The 21,014-nt window shown below is 46.4% G+C and carries 23 protein-coding genes; 14 read left to right on the forward strand and 9 right to left on the reverse strand.

The window, feature by feature from the left end; translation table 11 throughout:
* Positions 1-3: 3 nt before the first annotated feature.
* From flgD to flgB, 3 genes are read right to left on the reverse strand one after another with little or no spacing between them, the layout of a single operon-like run.
* The gene (gene flgD / locus HGT73_RS04410; RefSeq protein ID WP_214212435.1) at positions 4-672 is read right to left on the reverse strand and encodes a flagellar hook assembly protein FlgD; all 669 of its coding nucleotides are present in this window, start codon (positions 670-672) and stop codon (positions 4-6) included.
* A 14-nt stretch (positions 673-686) separates the two neighbouring features.
* Positions 687-1,085 carry a flagellar basal body rod protein FlgC gene (flgC, locus tag HGT73_RS04415; RefSeq protein WP_214212436.1) on the reverse strand — a complete coding sequence of 133 codons (399 nt, stop codon included), beginning with the start codon at positions 1,083-1,085 and terminating at the stop codon, positions 687-689.
* Positions 1,086-1,096: 11 nt separating this feature from the next.
* Positions 1,097-1,507 (reverse strand): flagellar basal body rod protein FlgB, encoded by a 411-nt coding sequence (gene flgB / locus HGT73_RS04420; protein WP_214212437.1) that lies wholly within the window; start codon positions 1,505-1,507, stop codon positions 1,097-1,099.
* A gap of 103 nt (positions 1,508-1,610) precedes the next feature.
* On the opposite strand from flgB, the gene flgA reads away from it, so the two are divergent.
* The 3 genes from flgA (at position 1,611) to flgN (ending at position 3,113) form a co-directional block, all read left to right on the forward strand.
* Complete coding sequence (gene flgA, locus HGT73_RS14980) at positions 1,611-2,300, forward strand: flagellar basal body P-ring formation chaperone FlgA (RefSeq protein ID WP_214212438.1); 690 nt, start codon at positions 1,611-1,613, stop codon at positions 2,298-2,300.
* A 92-nt stretch (positions 2,301-2,392) separates the two neighbouring features.
* Positions 2,393-2,695 (forward strand): flagellar biosynthesis anti-sigma factor FlgM, encoded by a 303-nt coding sequence (flgM, locus tag HGT73_RS04430; RefSeq protein ID WP_214212439.1) that lies wholly within the window; start codon positions 2,393-2,395, stop codon positions 2,693-2,695.
* On the forward strand, positions 2,685-3,113 hold the full coding sequence (gene flgN, locus HGT73_RS04435) for a flagellar export chaperone FlgN (RefSeq protein ID WP_214212440.1): 429 nt from the start codon (positions 2,685-2,687) through the stop codon (positions 3,111-3,113). Before flgM ends, flgN begins: the two co-directional genes overlap by 11 nt.
* 2 nt (positions 3,114-3,115) lie before the next feature.
* Here the strand turns inward: flgN and murJ are convergent, their stop codons facing one another.
* A complete protein-coding gene (murJ, locus tag HGT73_RS04440; RefSeq protein WP_214212441.1) occupies positions 3,116-4,654 on the reverse strand; it encodes a murein biosynthesis integral membrane protein MurJ in 1,539 nt (512 codons plus the stop codon).
* 120 nt (positions 4,655-4,774) lie between these two features.
* Entirely contained in the window at positions 4,775-5,350 is a 576-nt protein-coding gene (gene rimJ / locus HGT73_RS04445; protein WP_214212442.1) for a ribosomal protein S5-alanine N-acetyltransferase, read from the reverse strand.
* Between the two features lie 154 nt (positions 5,351-5,504).
* On the opposite strand from rimJ, the gene grxB reads away from it, so the two are divergent.
* From grxB to acpA, 7 genes are all read left to right on the forward strand, one after another.
* On the forward strand, positions 5,505-6,152 hold the full coding sequence (gene grxB, locus HGT73_RS04450; RefSeq protein ID WP_214212443.1) for a glutaredoxin 2: 648 nt from the start codon (positions 5,505-5,507) through the stop codon (positions 6,150-6,152).
* A 12-nt stretch (positions 6,153-6,164) separates the two neighbouring features.
* Entirely contained in the window at positions 6,165-6,725 is a 561-nt protein-coding gene (locus tag HGT73_RS04455; RefSeq protein WP_214212444.1) for a lipoprotein, read from the forward strand.
* Between the two features lie 24 nt (positions 6,726-6,749).
* Positions 6,750-6,947, forward strand: a complete 198-nt coding sequence (locus HGT73_RS04460; protein WP_214212445.1) for a hypothetical protein — start codon at positions 6,750-6,752, stop codon at positions 6,945-6,947.
* Positions 6,931-7,980, forward strand: a complete 1,050-nt coding sequence (gene pyrC / locus HGT73_RS04465; RefSeq protein WP_214212446.1) for a dihydroorotase — start codon at positions 6,931-6,933, stop codon at positions 7,978-7,980. Before HGT73_RS04460 ends, pyrC begins: the two co-directional genes overlap by 17 nt.
* A gap of 103 nt (positions 7,981-8,083) precedes the next feature.
* Positions 8,084-8,335, forward strand: a complete 252-nt coding sequence (bssS, locus tag HGT73_RS04470; RefSeq protein ID WP_214212447.1) for a biofilm formation regulator BssS — start codon at positions 8,084-8,086, stop codon at positions 8,333-8,335.
* Positions 8,336-8,420: 85 nt separating this feature from the next.
* Positions 8,421-9,545: an N-methyl-L-tryptophan oxidase gene (solA, locus tag HGT73_RS04475; protein ID WP_214212448.1), complete on the forward strand. Its 1,125-nt coding sequence runs from the start codon at positions 8,421-8,423 to the stop codon at positions 9,543-9,545.
* Between the two features lie 79 nt (positions 9,546-9,624).
* Positions 9,625-11,337, forward strand: coding sequence for an acid phosphatase (gene acpA / locus HGT73_RS04480; RefSeq protein WP_214212449.1), 1,713 nt, complete (start codon positions 9,625-9,627; stop codon positions 11,335-11,337).
* A gap of 41 nt (positions 11,338-11,378) precedes the next feature.
* Here the strand turns inward: acpA and trhO are convergent, their stop codons facing one another.
* The gene (gene trhO / locus HGT73_RS04485; RefSeq protein WP_214212450.1) at positions 11,379-12,437 is read right to left on the reverse strand and encodes an oxygen-dependent tRNA uridine(34) hydroxylase TrhO; all 1,059 of its coding nucleotides are present in this window, start codon (positions 12,435-12,437) and stop codon (positions 11,379-11,381) included.
* Positions 12,438-12,627: 190 nt separating this feature from the next.
* Between trhO and HGT73_RS04490 the strand changes: the two genes are divergently transcribed.
* A complete protein-coding gene (locus tag HGT73_RS04490; RefSeq protein WP_214212451.1) occupies positions 12,628-13,023 on the forward strand; it encodes a MysB family protein in 396 nt (131 codons plus the stop codon).
* On the opposite strand, the gene HGT73_RS04495 is transcribed toward HGT73_RS04490, so the two are convergent.
* From HGT73_RS04495 to HGT73_RS04505, 3 genes are read right to left on the reverse strand one after another with little or no spacing between them, the layout of a single operon-like run.
* Complete coding sequence (locus tag HGT73_RS04495; RefSeq protein WP_214212452.1) at positions 13,024-13,263, reverse strand: YceK/YidQ family lipoprotein; 240 nt, start codon at positions 13,261-13,263, stop codon at positions 13,024-13,026.
* Between the two features lie 50 nt (positions 13,264-13,313).
* On the reverse strand, positions 13,314-15,869 hold the full coding sequence (mdoH, locus tag HGT73_RS04500; protein WP_214212453.1) for a glucans biosynthesis glucosyltransferase MdoH: 2,556 nt from the start codon (positions 15,867-15,869) through the stop codon (positions 13,314-13,316).
* Positions 15,862-17,427 (reverse strand): glucan biosynthesis protein G, encoded by a 1,566-nt coding sequence (locus HGT73_RS04505; RefSeq protein WP_214212454.1) that lies wholly within the window; start codon positions 17,425-17,427, stop codon positions 15,862-15,864. The genes mdoH and HGT73_RS04505 overlap by 8 nt, the downstream gene beginning before the upstream one ends.
* 221 nt (positions 17,428-17,648) lie before the next feature.
* Here HGT73_RS04505 and mdoC point away from each other — a divergent pair, with 221 nt between their 5' ends.
* From mdoC to HGT73_RS04520, 3 genes are all read left to right on the forward strand, one after another.
* Positions 17,649-18,770, forward strand: a complete 1,122-nt coding sequence (gene mdoC / locus HGT73_RS04510; protein WP_214212516.1) for a glucans biosynthesis protein MdoC — start codon at positions 17,649-17,651, stop codon at positions 18,768-18,770.
* A gap of 44 nt (positions 18,771-18,814) precedes the next feature.
* Positions 18,815-20,299 carry a SulP family inorganic anion transporter gene (locus HGT73_RS04515; RefSeq protein WP_214212455.1) on the forward strand — a complete coding sequence of 495 codons (1,485 nt, stop codon included), beginning with the start codon at positions 18,815-18,817 and terminating at the stop codon, positions 20,297-20,299.
* Positions 20,300-20,423: 124 nt separating this feature from the next.
* Positions 20,424-20,987 carry a sugar dehydrogenase complex small subunit gene (locus HGT73_RS04520; protein ID WP_214212456.1) on the forward strand — a complete coding sequence of 188 codons (564 nt, stop codon included), beginning with the start codon at positions 20,424-20,426 and terminating at the stop codon, positions 20,985-20,987.
* Positions 20,988-21,014 lie beyond the last annotated feature (27 nt).

Genomic DNA, 21,014 nt, shown 5'->3' on the forward strand with positions numbered 1-21,014 from the left:
TGGTTAAAGAATTTGTTTGATCTGATCCAAGCTCGCTGAGCCATAAGTCCCAAGATTAAGCACCACTCCACTCGCTGTGGGGGTTACGCCATAAACCATGGCATAACTTAGAGGTGTCGCGGTCAGCGCTCCGGATTCATTGGATGCATCAATAGAGACAGTATATTGACCAGAGGCTGCAGTACTGCCATCTTCCAGCGTGCCATCCCATTGGAAGGTATGAACCCCCGCATTCATGCCCCCTAGCTCTAGTTGGGCAACAACGTTCCCCCCGCTATCCTTAATTGTGGCGGTTACCGCCGTGGCAGCGGCATTAGTTTCAAAACCAAAAGGGGTCGTAACCTCTTCACCCACCAATAACGCATCACCAGGAACCATAACGCCATGACCAATCAACAGCGTATTTTGTATCGACTGGTTGGCATTGATTTGCCCTGAAATGGAAGACAGTGTGGTATTTAAGTTTTCAATACCCGCTAAAGTATTGATTTGCGCCAATTGTGTCGTTAATTGGCTGTTGTCCATCGGGTTGGTGGGATCTTGATTTTTGAGTTGAGCGATAAGTAGAGTAAGAAATTGGTTCTGTAAGTCCGCACTTGAACTTTCAGACCGTGTCGCCCCTAATAGTGGCGCAGTAGTGAGAGTCTTTGTTTGGGGTAAGGAGGATAACATGATAAAGCGCTCCTCTATTGGCCAAGTGTTAATGTTTTTAGCATGAGGCTTTTTACTGTATTGAGCACCTCAACATTGGCTTGATAACTACGTGATGCGGAAATGCTATTAACCGTTTCCGCGACAACATCGACATTCGGCATTTTCACATAGCCCTTATCGTCAGCAAGGGGGTGCTCCGGCTGGTAAACCAGCTTCATGGGCGAGGGATCCTCCACAACGCCCGATACCTTTACACCGCCAATAGCCTGACCAATAAGAGGTTCGGTTTGAAAAATAACCTGTTTAGCAACATAAGGTTGGTCGTCAGGCCCCGTGACACTATCTGCATTCGCCAAGTTACTGGCACTGACGTTGAGTCGTTGAGATTGCGCGCGTAATGCTGAGCCGGAAATATCAAATATTGAGAGCATCCTACTGTTCCTTATCCTTGGATAGCACTACTCATCCATTTTATTTGATTCGAGAGGTAAGTGAGGTCTGTCTGGTATTTCAAACTGTTTTCAGCAAAGGTTACTCTTTCTCTGTCCATATCCACCGTATTTCCATCAGCTGAAGGCTGATCGGGAACGCGGTACATCAGGGGTAATGGTGGCGTTACGGAGGCGTTTGCGGCGATATGCCCCCGCGCCGTGAGGTACAGACTGACGCTTTGTGACGCTGAGCGTTCACCACGTAATGCACGTTTAAGCGAGGAGGAAAAAGGAATATCTCTGGCTTGATAGCCGGGAGTATCTGCATTAGCGATATTAGCTGCCAATATCGCTTGTCGCTGAGTTCGCAGCGACAATGCCGTACTGGCAAAGTGAAACGATTGATCGAGACGATTATTCATTATGGTATCCTTACTCACTGAATATTTTGCAGAATACATTAATGATTACAGATTGAATCGTCAGAATAACCTCTAAAACGTCGAGTAATTCCAAGGTTGATGCGTGCCGTCGATCAGTACACTTCTTATTTTTTATGGGAAGAGTCATGTGAAACATTGCTGGATAGCACTAAGTGGATTACTCACCGTCAATGCTTACGCAGACACTCTGTCTACACAGGTGCTAACGTTTTTCAAACAACGAGAGCCAGAATACGCTCAAACCCTGAGTGTCAACGTACTTAAAGTAAGTCCCCCTCAACCCCCATGCTCGCAACCTCTATTACGTTTACCCGCTCAAAGCCGTCGCTGGGGGATCCTGACGCTAAGTGCCCATTGTGGACAACATGTCTCGGTATTACGTGTAGAGGTTAAAGTGTGTGGTCAATACTACCGTAGCCGAACGCTCGTCAAACAGGGAGAGCTTCTCACCGCTCATAATGTCCGCCCTGAATTCGGACGGATCGACAAATTACCGGCTCAGGCTTGGTTGACACCACTCCCTTTACCATTGGTCGCCTTACGAACTATTTCAGCAGGCGACATATTGACCGAACATCAATTCCGGCAGCCTTGGGTGATTAAAAAAGGCCAATACATTCCGATAACATTAGCGGGGCGTGGGTTTCAGATTACAACACGTGGGACGGCGCTACAAAATGCCGGCGTAAATCAGTCAATTCGTGTACGTCTTGATAATGGACAACCAGTGACCGCAACGGTTAACGCTAACCATGAGGTAATAATGAAATAATCACCGAATAAAATTAATCAAGTTTTTCATTTTCGATCCGATAGTCAGAGTAAGCTTTTTTTATTATTGCTATTTTTATGCAAGGACAGAGTATGACAATCGAAAAAATGTCGGGGATTACGGGAATTAACCATGATGGCCTTCAAGGTCAAATGCGAAACCGTACCATAGGAACAGAACAACAAAGCCCCCCTGCGCAACGCTCAACTAAACAGAGCACTCGCATTGATTTAAGCCCCTCGTTATCGCACCTTATTCAAGATAGCTACGCAGATATTGACCTTAAGAAAGTACAACGATTACAACAAGCAATTACGGAAGGACGTTACAAAATGGATGCGGGCAAAATTGCCGATGCACTGATGGCAGCCGCTGAGGAGAACGATGATGCCTGAGCGTAGCACTCCATTAGTCGCGATTTTAAACAGCCTTTACCAAGTATTGGCCTCGTTACGCTGCATTATGGAAGAAGAACAAAAACAGTTAATGGCCGCAATGCCAGATAGTCGCCAATTAGTGAGTTTAAGCGAGGACAAACAATCACTCCTTGTTACGCTTGCCTTTGTCGAGAAACGTCGAGCAGAGGTCGAAACACAACTAGATCTAGCATCGCCCTATTCAGCTTACCCTAGTTTAGCAACCCTTTGGCAGAGAATTGCGCCGTTGGCGCAACATCTTGCCGAACAAAATCAACATACGGCATTAATGCTGCACCAACAACTGGCCTGGACAGAACAGGTGTTAACGGTCTTACACCCCCTACAAACCCAACATTTTTATGGACCGGATGGACATCCGGTCACCCAGCGTTAAGGTTAAGAGAGACTGCGACGAGAGAAATCTTTAACGCGAAATCCAAGTAGTGCAAGGGTCACAAAGAAACTAAGACCCCCTGCCACACACACAACAGTAAGACGCAACAAGCGTTCAACCATTAATCCTTGGCCCCACGCTGGCATAAGCTGTAAGACCCCGATCAGCACGGCGGCCATCACAACAACGGCAATAATGAGCCGGACCAAAAAGACTCCCCACCCGGCCTGTGGAATAAAGAATTTTTTCTTACGCAATTGCCAATAAAGTAATGCTGCATTTAAACAAGCCGCCAAACCGATAGATAAAGAGAGGCCCGCATGCTTAAGTGGCCCGATAAACGCAAGGTTCATCACTTGTGTCATGATCAATGTGACGATTGCGATTTTTACTGGTGTTTTAATATCTTGGCGAGAGTAAAACCCCGGGGCAAGTACCTTCACCACAATCAGTCCCACTAAACCAATCGAATACGCGACTAATGCACGCTCAGTCATGGCGGCGTCAAAGGCAGAGAATTTACCATATTGAAATAGTGCTGAGGTTAATGGACCGGCCAAGATCCCCAAGGCAACTGCACTGGGTAGTGCCAGCAATAAGCATAAGCGAAGGCCCCAATCCATTAACCGGGAGTATTCGTCGAAATTACCACTAGAGAAACTACGGGAGAGCGATGGCAGCAAGATAGTCCCTAACGCGACACCGAGCACCCCTGATGGGAACTCCATCAAGCGGTCGGCATAATACATCCAAGACACTGAACCTGAAACCAAAAAAGAGGCAAAAATCGTATTAATAATCAATGAAATTTGGCTGACCGATACGCCCAAGATCGCTGGCCCCATTTGACGTAAGACACGCCAGACCCCGGCATCTTTAAGATTAATACGCGGTAGCACCAACATACCTATCTTCTTAAGATGAGGAAGCTGATAACCAAGCTGTAATACGCCTCCCACGACCACAGCCCATGCCAATGCCATCACCGGCGGATGGAAATAGCGTGACCCCATTAATGCAAAACCGATCATACTGACATTTAGCAGTGTTGGCGCAAAGGCCGGTACCGAAAAACGGTTCCAAGTATTCAGAATAGCCCCTAGCAACGAGGCAATCGAGATCAATAAAATATAAGGAAAAGTAACACGTAATAATGCAGTCGTGAGGGCAAATTTATCCGCGGTATCAGCAAAACCCGGCGCAGTGACGTAAATCACCCAAGGGGCGGCAATAATCCCTGCAAGGGTCACTAAAGCTAAAACTAATGTTAAGAGCCCGGCGACGTAAGAGACAAATATACGTGTCGCCTCTTCGCCCTGCTTACTTTTATATTCCGCCAAAATGGGAACGAATGCTTGAGAGAACGCGCCCTCAGCAAAAATACGGCGTAATAAATTCGGTAACTTAAAGGCGACGAAGAACGCATCCGTTGCCATTCCAGCCCCAAAGACTCGGGCAACAATGGCATCACGTGCGAAACCCAGCACCCGTGAAAAGAGTGTCATCGAACTCACGGCCGCCAGTGATTTAAGTAAATTCATAAAAAAAAAGCATCCTGAATAATCAACAATAATCGAGGTATCACATTGAAATTGTGGCTAGTGTACTGCCATTCCTTAAAATAATCAGTTCAGATTGTTACAAGGCATGACTATCACCCCTTAATTTTTTGAAGCTGTAATCAGTGCTGTTAGCACATGGTCTTCCCACCGACCGTTAATTTTAAGGTAATCCTTGGCATACCCCTCTTTTTCAAAACCCAGTCGCTGTAAAAGCGCACCACTACGGTGATTATGAGGCATGTAGTTGGCCATGATACGATGAAGATGCTGCTGTTTTTGTAACGCGGGGATCATCGTTGATAACCCTTCAAACATCAATCCCTTACCTTGCTGGGTGGCTGCCAGTGAGTACCCGAGATAGCAGGCCTGAAAACAACCGTGGATCAGTTGCGTAAAGTTCGCTACCCCCCATACTTGCCGCTCATCCTTATCCATCATCAGGAAATAGAAGGCTTCCCCCTGCTTTTGTTGGAGGCACATTAGCGATAATCTCGCCTCCCAACCATGATGATGAAAATAGCTCTCATCGCGTAATGGTTCCCAAGGAATAAGAAAATCCCTATTTTCCTGATAGTAATCCGTCAATAACCAGCTGTCTCTTTCTCCGACAGTTCTGATACGCATCCGCTCAGATGTCAGCGATATTCTTGGGCTCGGTGAACGATAGCCAAACATGATATCTCCCGCAATACTCTAACAAGGGGGTGATTATTTGCTAATTAATGCCACCCGTAAAGACGGTGAGAATAATTTCATGCTTTGGTGAAGTCTTGTCCTGACGTACAATTATCAACGATAAAACATTAAACTCTCAACACTAGGATCGATTATGCATCTCTATGTTTATGACCACTGCCCGTTCTGTGTAAAAGCACGAATGATTTTTGGCTTACATCAGCAGCCGGTAGAACTCTCCTTTCTGCTTAATGATGATGAAATCATCCCCCATCAATTGATTGGGAAAAAAATGTTACCCATTTTAGTCAAAGATGATAATAGCGCGATGGGTGAAAGCCTGGATATTGTTGACTATATCGAATCACGGTCTGCTACGCCTATGTTGTCCGAACAACAATCGCCCGCACTGGCTCAGTGGCTCTCCGATGTCGGCGTCTACGTCAATAAACTATTACTGCCGATTATGCCTACCACGGATTTTGCTGAGTTTTTGACTGCATCCTCTCGTGACTATTTCACAGAAAAAAAACAAGCCTATGTGGGTGATTTTGCAGCCCTAATCGCGCAACGAGCAACACTGGTTGAAAAAATTAATCAAGATTTGCTACGTTTAGCAGAAATCATCGTCGCGCCACATGCAGTAAATGGCACGCTCTCTTATGACGATATTCACCTCTTCCCTTTACTGCGTAATCTGACCTTAGTCAAAGAGATTCGTTGGCCAAAGGCCGTTGCTGAATGGCGTGATGCGCTTTCAACCCAGACGGCAATTCCATTACTGTTTGATTTAGCCCATTAGAGGTTGGTTTTTATGCGTAAGTGTTTTTCTGCGGTTGTTATCGGATGTAGCCTGCTCTTAGCAGGTTGTGATCATTTTGCGGCGTATACGCTCACTGAACAAGAAATTAACCATAGCCTAAGTAAACACGCGTCTTACGAAAAGGATATTGGTATCAATGGATTGGCTAACGCTCATATTATCCTGGATACTCTACATGCTGAAGTAGGCCGTGCTATCGCCAATCAGGTTGTGCTATCGGGGCATGCTAAAATTCATTTTGCCTCTCTATTCGGCCAACAAGATGCCGATTTACAAATCAAAATGAGCGCTGTCCCCGTGTTTAACCGTGAACAAGGGGCGGTATATCTGCACGATATCACCATTATCGACATACAGGCTGAACCACAGAAAGTCGAAGGGATTGTTGAAAGTCTAAGGCCTATATTAGCAACATCCCTGCGCGATTACTTTAACAAGCAACCTGCGTGGGTACTGAGTGATGACCGTTCAAAAGCTGAGTCGTTAGCGAAGAAGTTTGCCACCGGTATTGAAGTTAAGCCGGGTCAGCTGGTGATCCCCCTCGCGCCTTAATTTGTCCTGTCAATGCATGACGCTATGATTTACGCCTGGCTATATGGCCAGGTAATTTCCCAGTTTCGTGACGAAGCATCGGTCAATGGCCTTGATGTTCTCGATAAATTAATAAAAAAAGAGTGCAATATTCCGCAGCGGCCTTTATGCTTTGTTCCCGGCCTGAACGCCCCAATCGTCGACCTATTAGCCGGAGCTTACACCAATGAAATCCCCTATTGACACGCTAACCCTTCGCCGTCCCGATGACTGGCATATCCATCTTCGTGATGACGAAATGTTGCATACGGTCTTACCTTATACCAGTGCACATTTTGGGCGAGCGATTGTTATGCCAAATTTAGTTCCGCCGGTCACGACTGTTCATGCCGCCGAACAGTATCGTCAACGTATCCTTGAGGCGCTGCCGACCTCTGACACCTTTACACCGTTAATGACGTGCTATTTAACTGATAGCTTATCCGCCGATGAAATTGAACTGGGTTTCACTCGTCAGGTCTTTACCGCGGCCAAACTGTATCCCGCACATGCCACCACCAACTCCAGTCATGGAGTGACCAGTATTGATCACATCGCTGGCGTACTATCACGTATGGAAGAAATCGGTATGCCACTCCTGATCCACGGAGAAGTTACTGATCAACATGTCGATATTTTTGACCGTGAAGCAAAATTTATCGACCAAGTATTAATTCCCTTACGTCAGCGTTTTCCCGCACTGCGCGTAGTGATGGAGCATATTACGACACGTGATGCGGCGCAGTATATTCAAGAGAGTGAAGGTGCACTGGCCGCAACCATCACCCCTCAACATTTAATGTTCAATCGTAACCATATGCTCAGCGGTGGCATTCGTCCTCATCTGTACTGCTTACCAATCCTTAAACGTAATGTCCATCAACAAGCACTGCGTGACGTTGTCACCTCAGGCGATCGTCGATTCTTTTTAGGGACGGACACCGCACCGCATATCCAGTCGCGCAAAGAATCAAGTTGCGGTTGTGCCGGTGTCTTTAATGCTCCGACTGCCTTAGCCGCCTATACCACTGTATTTGACGAATTAGGGGCCCTTGAGCATCTTGAGGCCTTCTGCTCAATCAACGGCCCAACGTTCTACCAACTGCCGGTTAATGAGCAGACAATAACTTTACAACGCACAACGTGGACCGTACCTTCCCATATTCCAGTAGGAAATGAGCAATTGATCCCTTTCTTAGCCGGAGAAACCTTGGGCTGGCAAGTGATTAACGAATAATCTGCAAGGCGGAAAATTCATGCTATACTTCTTTTTCCTGTGTAACTAACGGGACACTTGTGACCTCAGTCTTCACCAATGTTTGACGATTATGGAGGTTAAGATGGAAAAAGAAAATAATGTGATCCAAACACATCCGTTAGTCGGTTGGGATATCAGTACTGTTGAAGATTATGATGCGATGATGATCCGCCTACACTCAGTCTCGTCAGCCCAACAAACAGAACAAGATGCCGATATAGGTCCAGCGTATTGGATAACAACAGATGTTGCCAGACAGTTTATTTCTCTGCTCGAAGCCGGCATTGCCCGTATTGAAGAATCAGAGACTCAGCCAGTCAGATCTAAGCATTAATTCTCAAAGGCACCGACAAGGTGCCTTTTTTTTGTCCTCCCCTGTTGACTCTGCTATGCTGCAAAAAAAATAGCGGAGCAATGCAATGATTTATGATGTCATTATTGTGGGAAGCGGTTCAGTTGGGGCTGCAGCAGGCTGTTACGCAACAATTAATAACCTTAATGTGTTAATGATCGACGCTCACCACCCGCCCCATCATCATGGCTCCCACCACGGTAAAACCCGCCTTATCCGCTATGCTTACGCCGAAGGTGATCAATACTTACCGTTGCTTCAACGCAGTAAAGTGCTCTGGGAGGCGCTTGAAAAAACCACGGGGACTTCACTTCTCACACCTTGCGGTGTACTCTCCTTAGCTCCCGTCGATTCCCCCTTAATCCCCACCCTTATTGAATGTGCAAAAACCTGGTCTGTTGACGTTGAACCTCTTAGTGCCAGCGAGATTATGCAGCGCTGGGCGACTTTCGTCGTCCCGGAAAATTATCATGGGGTATTGGATAAAAATGCCGGGTACCTCTATAGTGAAAAAGCGGTTGAACAGTGGATACGTTTAGCTCAAGAACAGGGTTGTGCTCAGCTTTTTAACTGCTCGGTTAATGAAATCAGCCATTATGATGACCTCTACCGTGTCTCGACCGCAGACGGTGAATACACTGCACGTAAAATAATAGTAACCGCTGGGAGCTGGGTGAAAAAACTCCACCCCAACATCCCTATTTCACCGGTACGTAAAGTGATGACTTGGTTTCAATCCGATGGTCGATTTAGCCAGCATGCGAATTTCCCGGCTTTTACTGCCCAGTTAACCGATGGTAGTCAGTATTACGGCTTTCCCGCTGAAGATGATCAGCTAAAAGTCGCTCGGCATGACGGCGGACAGCCTTTAAATGATGCCGCAGAGTGCTTACCCTTTGGCCAATACCCCACCGACGGTAGCGAATGTTTTTCCTTCTTAAAACAATTTTTACCGGGACAAAGTGCCTGCTTATACGGCTTGGCCTGTAGCTACGACAACTCGCCAGATGGCCACTTTATTATCGATTATTTAGATAACGACAAAACAGGATTAATCATCAGCGGCTTGAGTGGACATGGTTTTAAATGTGCGCCGGCACTCGGTGAAATTGCGAGCCAGTTTGCACTTGGCAACGAAGTGGATACCGTGATTGAACCTTTTCGTTTAAAGCGTTTTGAAAAAAACTGTTAGCAGCACAGCTTTGTCATAAAAGCGTCACTGACCCGCAGTATGGTGACGCTAATACTTATGACGACAACAAGGGCACTGCATGAAGTCGAAGACTACAACCTCCTCCACGCCTGAATCAAAAAAAACGCAAGCACCTGAAAATCCGCAACGGAGACGCTTATTAGCCGGCGCTTCGGCCTTAGGCGTCAGTTCAACACTTCTCCCTCTTGCGGGGGCACAGGCGAGCACACAAAAAACGGCTTCAGTGCGTCCTCTCGCCGATTACAGCGAATCACAGCAGTCACAACTGCTACGCGACAATATCAAAAACGTTATCGTGATCTATGCTGAAAACCGTAGTTTTAATAACTTATTTGCTAACTTCCCGGGAACACAACAGCCGCTGAATCAGTTGAGCGAACAAGCTACCCTGCAAAACGATCGGGACGGTACCCCATTATCTCACTTGCCCCCTATTTGGAAAGGCATGGTACCGAATCCTCAGGTCGTCAATCACCAAAACTATCAAATAGAGCAAGATGCTGCTTATCTCAATAATTTGCCAAACAAGCCGTTTGCTCTGCAGGGCGATGATCAAGAAGCCTTACCGCAAGGTGTTGTGACTCGTGACTTATGGCATGTTTTCTACCAAAATCAAATGCAAATTAATGGTGGGAAGAATGACCGTTTTGTTGCATGGGCTGACTCAGGCGCGTTAACCATGGGCTACTACGGCGACAGCGCATATAATCTACGGTTATGGTCGTTAGCCAGCGAATACACATTATGTGATAATTTCTTCCAAGGCGCGTTTGGCGGGTCATTTTTGAACCATCAATACCTTGTGTGTGCCGAAGCGCCTTTCTATCCCGATGTGACACACTCACCGGCAAAAGGATTAATTGCAGAATTGATGAGCGATGATCCGACCGATAGTCGCTTAAAACCCTTAGCCGACTCGCCGACCAGCGCTCTAACCGGTATCCCCAAATTTGGACCAAGCCAAATCACGCCGGATGGTTATGCCGTTAACACAATGCAACCCCCTTTTTGGCCTTCTGCTAGTCGAGACCCACAACGTCCTGATTATGCGGATCCCAATAAGCCCAATGTGCTTCCAGCACAAAAACATGCCCATATTGGCGACAGACTGACCGAGAAAGGAATAGACTGGGCGTGGTACGCTGGTGGCTGGCAGTTTGCCATTGATGATAAAAAAGACAGTACGGAGTTTCCACCTCGTCCTGATTTTCAGCTACATCATCAGCCTTTCAACTATTTTGAAAATCTTGGCCCTGCACATCCTGAGGCCAGAAAACAACATTTACGTGATGGCGGTTTAGGGGATTCGGCAGCTACCAACCGTTTCCTTGCCGATATGGCGGCGGGTCAATTACCGCCTGTGACTTTCTACAAACCTCAAGGTAACCTGAATATGCATGCAGGCTACTCTGATGTTGAGGCTGGCGACCGTCATATTGCCCACATTATTAATCAGCTTAAAGCGAGTCCACAGTGGAAAAATAGCGTCGTGATCATCACTTTTGATGAAAATGGCGGCTGGTGGGATCCAGTAGCACCACCGAAAGGTGACCGTTGGGGACCGGGTTCGCGGATCCCGGCTCTCGTCATCTCACCTTTCGCACGGCGCGGGCATGTTGATCATACCCAATATGATACGGCATCGATTCTACGCTTCATTACTCGAGTGTACGATCTTCCTCCCCTGCCGGGAGTAAAAACTCGGGATCAAGCATTAGTGAAGAATGGACATGCCAAGATGGGTGATTTAACCGCGGCATTACAGTTTTAACACAACGATATGCTATCGCCCCTGCTGGCAGGGGCGATTAATTATGCGTCGTCTTTGCCTAACGGAGTCGGTAATGTCATTCGCAATAATCCCCGAGACTTATTGAAAATTTTATTACTGGTTTCACGCCCCGCTCTACGCTGGCGCTGTTCTTCTGGCGTCAATGCTGACTCTTCCAAACATTCTGGACTACAACAGCCACGATATTTCACGGCACAGGCTTCACACTGAATGAAAAGTAAATGACAGCCATCATTTAAACAGTTGACATGAGTATCACAAGAGGCCCCACATTGGTGGCAATGGGCGAGAACGTCATCAGAGATCCGCTCTCCCATCCGCTCATCAAACACAAAGTTCTTGCCTTTAAAGCGCACAGGTAAGCCTTGCTCGCGGGCTTTGCGAGTATATTCAATAATACCCCCTTCGATATGGTAAATATTATCGAACCCTTGGTGTTTCATCCACGCACTCGCTTTCTCGCAACGGATCCCACCGGTACAATACATCACGATTTTTTTGTCTTTTTGCTCAGTAAGCATATCAACAGCCATCGGTAACTGGTCGCGGAATGTGTCTGCGGGGATCTCCATCGCGTTATCGAAGTGTCCGACTTCATACTCATAGTGATTCCGCATATCGACAAAGACTGCATCAGGATCGTCAAGCATGGCATTAACTTGATCGGCTTTAAGATAGGCCCCGACGTTACTGGCATCGAAACTTGGGTCGTCGATACCGTCCGCAACGATACGTTCACGAACCTTCATCCGCAATACCCAGAACGATTTACCATCATCGTCCAACGCGATATTCATGCGCAGCCCCTGTAATGCCGGGTCAAAGTCAAATATTTGCTGCTTCATCGCCTCAAATCGACTGGCTGGAACACTAATTTGTGCATTGATCCCTTCAGCAGCAATGTAGACACGACCAAACACTTTAAGTGCCAAAAAAGTCTGGTACAGACGGTCACGAAAATCCTTAGGATCGTCAATAGTGAAGTATTTATAAAAAGAAACCGTCGTACGCGGCTCAGTCTCTTCCATTAAACGCTGTTTAAGTTCTTTATTAGAAACAAGGTTATGTAACACTGGCATGGTGTTCGTCCTTTTTATTTAGGGAAATGAAAACGGCGCTTATCATACCCGATAGACCGAGCTACCCCAAGCCCTACCCCTACATTCTTAAAGGATAAATCGCTAATAAATAAAATTTTCTGCCGAACCCTTCACAGCGAAAAATATGATCTATGCTTCATCTATTCCTATTGAGATTGAGGTTAAGGTCATGGATTTATTCACCACATTAGACGAAGCAATCAGTGTTGCGAAAGAGACTTTTTTAGCTGATCACCCTGAGGTTGATGAACTCAGTGCCGCGGTTAGCCAGTTTTCATTACAAAAGTATGTTATGCAAGATGGCGATATTATGTGGCAAGCTGCATTTTCCGATCACAATGATGAACCTAGCGAATGCCTGCCGCTCTATTTCGACGAAGCTGCACAAGCTATTTGGGATAATGAATACGACGAAGACGAAATCCTTGCTGAATGGCAGCCAGAAAATACGCTTCATGAATGGGATGAAGGCGAATTTCAGCTAGCCCCGTCTACCGATACCGAGGAAGGAAGAGTCGCTGCCGATGAGTGGGAAGACGACAATAGCGACTCTGAGCGCTGGTAATTAAGGGTAATCACCGTGTTTGGCATCGATGGGTAACATAAAGGTGTCGACAATCAGAGAAAGCGGCAAATCAAGAATAGTGAGAAAGCGCCAATACCCTTGGCGCAAATCCCACTGTACTCCCGGATAATATTGATGTCCCTGCCCTTGTCCAGAAACACTTCGACTAATAATGCTACCACAGCCCGTCAGCATCACTATGGATGCTCCGATCAGTAGTTTCCGTTGCCATAAATGCATAGTGTGAGCCTTGTTCACTGTTTATCAAGGCGGCCTTAGCCGCCTTGATTTCAGTTGACTTGCAGTGCGTCAGGATTAAATTTTACTTTGGCATAACTTTCGTGCCATTGACGATATTTATCCTGCTGTTGCCATAAACGATAGTGTAGTCGTGCAAGCACAACCGGATCGCTAATTGCTAACAAACGCTGATTGGCGTTACTTTTCTCAGGCGATTCACTCAGTAACTGGTCGATCTGACGTTCACGCGCATGCTCCAACAAATCGCTGTGTCGATGTCGGGCAGTCGCCAACGCCGTGGCCAGTGCATTAAACGAAGGATGGAATAACGCATGCATAAAGCCATCGTCTAAGACACGTTGACGATTAAGCAGTACATAATTGTCGGTGTCGACCAGTTCTTGCGGCGGTTGGTACTCTTCAGGAATTAAGAAGAGCTTAGCCCGGCGGGATGCCATCCCTATCGTTGCACGACTCGAGATCACCGAGACTAACGGAGATAAAATCAGCGATACAACAATCGGTGCCAACCACCATAGGAAGTTAAGATCTAAGTACCCCATACCAGCAGCCCATACGATACCCAACAGCATCTGTGAACCGTGACGGCGGAATGCTTCACTCCAAGGTGTAGAGTCATCATCACGCTGAGGTGAGACCCAAACGGCTTTCAATCCTAAAAATGCACTCACCACAAACACGGTATGGAACAACATTCGCACCGGTGCAAGCAATACCGAGAATAGCATTTCTAAAATTAACGACAGAAAAACACGGAAAGCGCCGCCATAAGGTTTAGCCCCCTTACACCAGATCAATAACACACTAAGCATCTTCGGTAAGAACAGGAGAACCAGTGTGGTTGAAAACAGTGCAATCGCCAGTTCCGGACGCCAATGCGGCCAAACAGGGAAGAGCTGTCGTGGTTGTAAGAAGTAAGTCGGTTCCACCAACGAGTGAACAACTTGTAGCGCCGTAGATAGCGCCAAAAACATAAACCAAAGGGGGGCTGAGAGGTATGACATAACCCCTGTTAAGAATACCGCACGGTGAACCGGGTGCATTCCTTTTACCATAAATAACCGGAAGTTCATTAAGTTGCCGTGACACCAGCGGCGGTCACGCTTCAACTCATCCAGTAAGTTTGGTGGAAGCTCTTCATAAGAACCCGGTAGATCGTAGGCAATCCACACCCCCCATCCGGCGCGACGCATCAAAGCAGCTTCTACAAAGTCGTGGGACATGATCGAGCCTGCGAAAGATCCCTCGCCCGGCAAGGGTGCCAACGCACAGTGCTTAATAAACGGCTTCACACGAATAATAGCATTGTGTCCCCAGTAGTGGGATTCGCCCAATTGCCAAAAATGCAAACCGGCAGTAAATAATGGACCATACACCCGCGTCGCAAACTGTTGGCAACGCGCGTAAAGCGTATCCATTCCAGAAGCCTTAGGCGAGGATTGAATAATCCCAGCATTAGGGTTGGCTTCCATCATGCGCACTAAGCCGGAGAGACACTCACCGCTCATGACGCTATCGGCATCGAGTACCACCATATAGGCATAGTTTTGGCCCCATCGGCGACAAAAATCGTCGATATTACCACTCTTACGTTTAACCCGGCGGCGGCGGCGGCGGTAGAAGATCTGCCCTGCGCCACCGACATCACGCACCAGTTCCATCCAGGCTTTCTGTTCGGCAATCGCAATATCCGCATCATAACTGTCACTGAGGATATAGACGTCGAAATGCTCGCTATTACCACTGCGAACGACTGACTCCCATGTGGCACGTAATCCAGCAAATACACGCTGAACATCTTCATTACAAATCGGCATGATAAGCGCAGTGCGGTTCTCGGGATTCAAGGGTTCATCGCCAACAGTACTGTAAGAGATACTGTATTTGTCCTTACCGATCAGCAACTGTAAGAAGCCCATCAAGGCAGTCCAAAAGCCCGCGGAAACCCAGCAGAAAAGTATCGCAAATAAAAATAAAATGCCGGTCTGTAAGACATAAGGCAGCACCTGCAAAATCGATATTTTCCAATCCGCAGTAAAAAGCCGAGTAGGATCGACAAATGTCCACCCTTGGTAAGGCAAAATGGTTTTCATATACCACGTTGCGACGACGGTTTGTGCTAGCGTCAGAAACAGTAAAATATAGCGGCGTAGCATGCCAACAAATCGCCATTTTTCTTCGGAATTGCGTGTGGGGGCATCTTGTAGTTGTTCACGATGCTTGCGTGATTTTCCCCGCAGTGAGCGCCATGCACGGGTAATCGGGTTAGTTTCCCAAATATCCGGTGACATGAGAGCTCGTTTAACCTTTGGCATCGCCTTTAACGTCGTGCGTTGCAGCGAATCTTCAGCAAACTGCGCATCGTGGTTAGTCGCGCCTGGCCATGCCATTTTCACTCGTGAAGAGACCGAGGATAATGCCGCGTCTTCCTCACGCTCGCTAGCAGTGTGATCCTGCCCAAGCTGGTGATGGAACTGAGAAAAACTCTCTTCCATAGTAGAAGAAGCGATCAGTGAGGACTGCTCTGCCGCATCAAGCGGCAGAGTGTCAACATACTGTTTGGGATTAAACGTTGATTTATTCATTGGCAGGTAGCTGATAGCTCCAGGTTTCGGTCAATGGTTTATCGTTAGTCGTTAAGGCTGCACGCATTTCCGTGACTTGTTTAGGATCTTTCACACGTAAACGAAGGGTCAAGCGCCAGCCTTTTGTCACTGGATTATAGCGGACACTTTGCTCGACGATATCGCCGTTGTTCCCAATACTCACTTGTGGCGCTATCTTCGCATCGCTCGGTAGCTTGCTCAAATTTTTACCGACAAAATCAACTAAGAAAGCAATGGAACCATCAGGTTGGCGAACAAGATTCGATTGTTTAACATCACCAGTCGAACGCAGCGTGTCTTGTACCCACGCGACATTATTATCATGCAGCGCAGATTCATCGCGAGTAAAATGCAGGCGATAATCGAATGCCAGCTCTTTACCGGGTGCCGGAAGCGTATCTGGGCTCCAGAAAGCGACAATATTGTCATTGGTTTCATCGTTAGTCGGAATTTCAACTAATTCGATATGCCCTTTACCCCAATCACCCATCGGCTCAACCCAGCCACTCGGACGTAGGTCATAGCGATCATCGAGATCTTGGTAATGGCTAAAGTCACGATTACGTTGTAATAATCCAAAACCCTTAACGTTATCGACTTGATAAATACTGACACCTAAACGACGAGGATTATTGATTGGACGCCAAATCCATTCACCATTGCCGTTATGGATTGATAAACCATCAGAATCATGCAGTTCATTACGGTAATTGACGATTGGCGAGGGTTGGTTAGCCCCGAAAAGATACATACTGGTTAAGGGCGCGATCCCTAACTTTGTGACGTTGTCACGTAAATAGACGCGAGATTGCACATCGACAGTGCTCTCTTTACCAGGGTGGATAATAAAACGATAAGCGCCGGTTGCCCGTGGCGAATCTAATAAGGCAAAAATCGTCAATTGCTTATCATTAGCATTTGGACGTTCAATCCAAAACTCTTTGAAACGAGGAAACTCTTCACCCGCAGGTACTGCGGTATCAATCGCTAGCCCACGTGCTGATAACCCGTAGGTTTGTCCCGCTCCGATAACACGGAAATAACTCGCCCCTAAGAAGCTACTAATTTCATCTTCTTTTTTACGGCTATTTAGTGGATAAAGGACTTTAAATCCTGCAAAACCTAAGTTTTTCAGAATTGCCGGATCATGAGGAGCATTACCAAAATCAAAATCGGCAGGATCATACTTAATTTCATGTACCGTAGAGGCGGTCACTTCATTTATTTTGACAGGTTGGTCAAAATACATACCTTCATGGTAAAATTCGAGCTTAAACGGAGTGTGAAGCTGCGACCAATAGGCTTTATCACGTTTATACTGAATTTGTTGATAATCTGCGTATTTCAATTCCCGCAGCTGCGACGGCAGATTGCTATTCGGTGCTTGATAACCTTTTTGTGCGAGCGACTTCGCTTGTTGAGCAACATCATCGAGATTAAATGCCCAACTGTTGCTAGTGTAGAGTGCGACAAGTATTGCTGCGCCAACCCATTTGAGTTGCCGTCCTGTATATGTAGAATCTTTCTTGATGAGCACATCGCCCCCTTAAAAATGTGTTCCTAAACTGACTATCCTTATAATAATTGATTCCTTAACTTTGCGACAGTCATCTTCTCGTTATAGTTTCTTTTTAATCGTATCAGTGCGTTTTTAGGATTGTTTTACGAAACCCAGTGCGACACAAGGTTGTCTGATATACTTAACGTAATCTTAGCCGAAATCGTGCCCTTTGCACTCTTTGACGATGAGTATAGATGATGTCTACCCAACCGCAGCAACGTGAATATTTCCTTGATTCGATCCGCGCCATTCTAATGTTACTTGGCGTTCCTTTTCATATATCGCTCATCTATTCAACGCAGCATTGGACGGTAAATAGCCCAACCTCTTCGTTTGGATTGACCTTATTAAACGAATTTATTCACTCTTTTCGTATGGAGGTATTTTTCGTTATTTCGGGCTATTTTTCTTATATGCTTTATTTACGATACTCGCCTAAACGTTGGTTAAAAGTACGCCTAGAACGTGTGGGTATCCCTTTTTTAGCAGCGATTCCGTTAATTACCGTTCCACAATTTTTTTTAATAAAAAATGTCTCGGCAAAGTTTCCCCATTGGTCACAATTTACCCTCTACCAAAAATACAATATCCTTTGTTGGGAGCTTATCTCTCATTTATGGTTCTTATTAATCCTCTGTTTATTAACGCTGATCGGTTATCAATTATTCCGTTTTTTAGCAACGCATACTGAACGCTGGGAAAATAAGCAGATTGGCTGGACCAAGGTGATTGGCGGATTAAGTAGCTGCGTTCTGATATGGTGCCTACTGCGTCGCTTACTGTTACTCACTTTTCCGTTAGCCATGAAAGATGCCTTGATGAATATCGTCGTGATGCAGGTATTATTTTATCTCCCTTTCTTTATGCTAGGTGCGTTGGCATGGCAGATCCATTCAATAAAAGCTCTTTTTCTCAAGCCCCATCCCCTACTCTGGCTAGGAACTATCGTCGCATTTTCTGCTTATCACTTAAATCAACAATACAGCTCGGGTGATGGATGGCTCTACGAACTCGATGCCATCATTTCAATGTTTATGGGCATCTGCATGCTTAATTTTTGTTTTAGTAGCGGCTTTCGTTTACTCAATACTCCTTCACCTTTTATCCGCTATTTAGTGAATGCTTCGCTTTTTATTTACCTTGTGCATCACCCATTAACCTTAATTTACGGCTTATTTATCGGCCCAAGTATTCATAACAATATACTGGGATTTTTTACAGGCCTAGTGATGGTTTTTGGCGTATCGTTTATACTCTATGAAATTCACTTGAGGATCCCTGTTCTAAGGTTCCTCTTTTCAGGTAAGCATGACAAATAGCGCCTATCCGTAAAAAATCATCCGTTTTTAACAAGGTTAAATAAATGGAACCCAGTTCTATATGTAAAGCAGATCGTGTCAAATCAGTGTTGTCATCCCCGGTATTACTGGTCAATGAAAGTCTGGCGGGGATTGTGACTGCCCTCGCGCTAATTCCCGAGGTTATCTCGTTCTCTGTGGTCTCTGGGGTGGACCCTAAAGTCAGTTTAATCGCCTCGGTAGTGATCTGCTTTACGTTATCATTGATTGGTGGACGCCCTGCTATGGTGAGTGCCGCTGCGGGGTCAGTGGCTTTAGTGATAGGTCCAATGGTGGCCGCACAAGGGGTTAACTATATTTTACCGACGGTGGTGCTAGCCGGTGGGCTGCAAATCCTCTTCGGAGTGCTCGGACTTGCAAGGATGATGCGTTATATCCCGCAGGCTGTAATGACGGGTTTTGTTAATGCCTTAGGCATCTTAATTTTTATGGCTCAAATGCCGCATATTCTAGGACATGGGGCGATGGTATGGGTATTCTTCGCGATTACTCTGCTTATCGTGCTTGGATTGCCACGCCTCTTTACAGCCATTCCCGCTCCCCTGATCGCTATTGTGCTATTAACGGCGATTAGCGTTTATGGCGGCATCACCTTACCTAATGTTGGGGATGAAGGGTCGATGACTCCCGGTTTACCCGGTATTAACGCTCTACAAGTTCCATTAAATTGGCACACGCTTAATATTATTTGGCCTGCTGCCGTCAGTGTTGCATTAGTCGGATTAATGGAATCTCTGCTTACCGCTAAGTTGGTGGATGAACTGACCGATAGCCGATCAAATAAACATCGTGAATCCTGGGGACTAGGAATCGCGAATATTTTTGCCGCCTTTTATGGTGGGATTGCCGGCTGTGCAATGATCGGTCAAACCATCGTCAATGTTGAATTGGGGAAGGCACGGAGTCGAGTCTCCACCATTGTCGCCGCCGCAGTTCTTCTACTATTAGTCAGTGTATTGAGTCAAGTCATGGCTAAAATCCCCATGGTAGTGCTGGCCGCAATTATGGTGATTGTCGCATTAAAAACCCTTAACTGGCATAGCCTGCACCCTAACACCCTGCGCCGTTTACCCGTTACCGAGACCCTAATAATGGCGGTCACCGTGGTTATCACCATCTGGACAAGTAACCTTGCCTTGGGAGTTGTGGTAGGCACTATTTTTGCTACGCTACTGTTTACCCGGCGTATTAGCCATCTAACGGTTGCACAGCGTGTTCTCTCTACAGGGGGAGAGCGGGTCACTTATCATGTCACAGGACCGCTTTTTTTCGCCAGTAGTAATGATTTATATGAACACTTCGATTATGCCAATGATCCAAAAGAGGTCATTATCGATCTGTCTGCGGCGCAAGTTTGGGATGCGTCGAGTGTTAATGTATTAGATTCAATTGAGCATCGTTACCAGCGTTATCAGTGTACAGTCACCTTGGTTGGTTTGGCAGGATCCAGCGAAGCGATACATCAAAAGGTCTCTTCCCACAGGCAGTAATATAACGGAGGTAAGCGACCCCGTTTGCCTCTGCTTTTTTTATCCTCATTGATTATAATGTTTTTACATCTACGACGCATTTCACTATATTATGTGAACTTTATCACATTATGTTGTGAAGACTATGACACCTACTACGCCACACTCGGACAATGATTCAATTGGTACCGATACCAATCGCCGTCAATTTCTCAAAAATTCGCTTATCGTTACAGCAGGTTGCTTTGTCACTGCCTTACCCCTATCGGCCCTTGCACAAAATACGGCTTCTCAGGGCGACCCAATCCTCGCCTTTATCCGCATTACGCAAACCATTACCGAACATAAACAGATTAATGCTGAATTAGCCGCGCATTTTTATAACGCTTTCGTTAAACGGGACGCGACATTTGCTCAGCAGCTACAGCCCCTTGCCCAACTAATCACGACGGATATGAGTGCGCAAGCGTTGGTGAGTCAAGCCCAAGCGGCTGGCGTACAGACACTGCTGCAACAGATTGTCACCGCATGGTATACCGGAACGGTGGGTGATGATTATCACGGTACATTGGTCAGCTATCAACAAGCCTTAATGTATCGCACGGTCAGTGATGGACTGGTCGTGCCGACCTACTGCGGCAATGGTCCACTATGGTGGACAGCCCCCGTGCCCGATGCTGATAGCACCGCAGTCATCGACGCGCTGTAATCCCTTTTTTCACACTACAAATAACGA

Source organism: Rosenbergiella australiborealis, from assembly GCF_018494035.1.
GTDB lineage: Bacteria > Pseudomonadota > Gammaproteobacteria > Enterobacterales > Enterobacteriaceae > Rosenbergiella > Rosenbergiella australiborealis.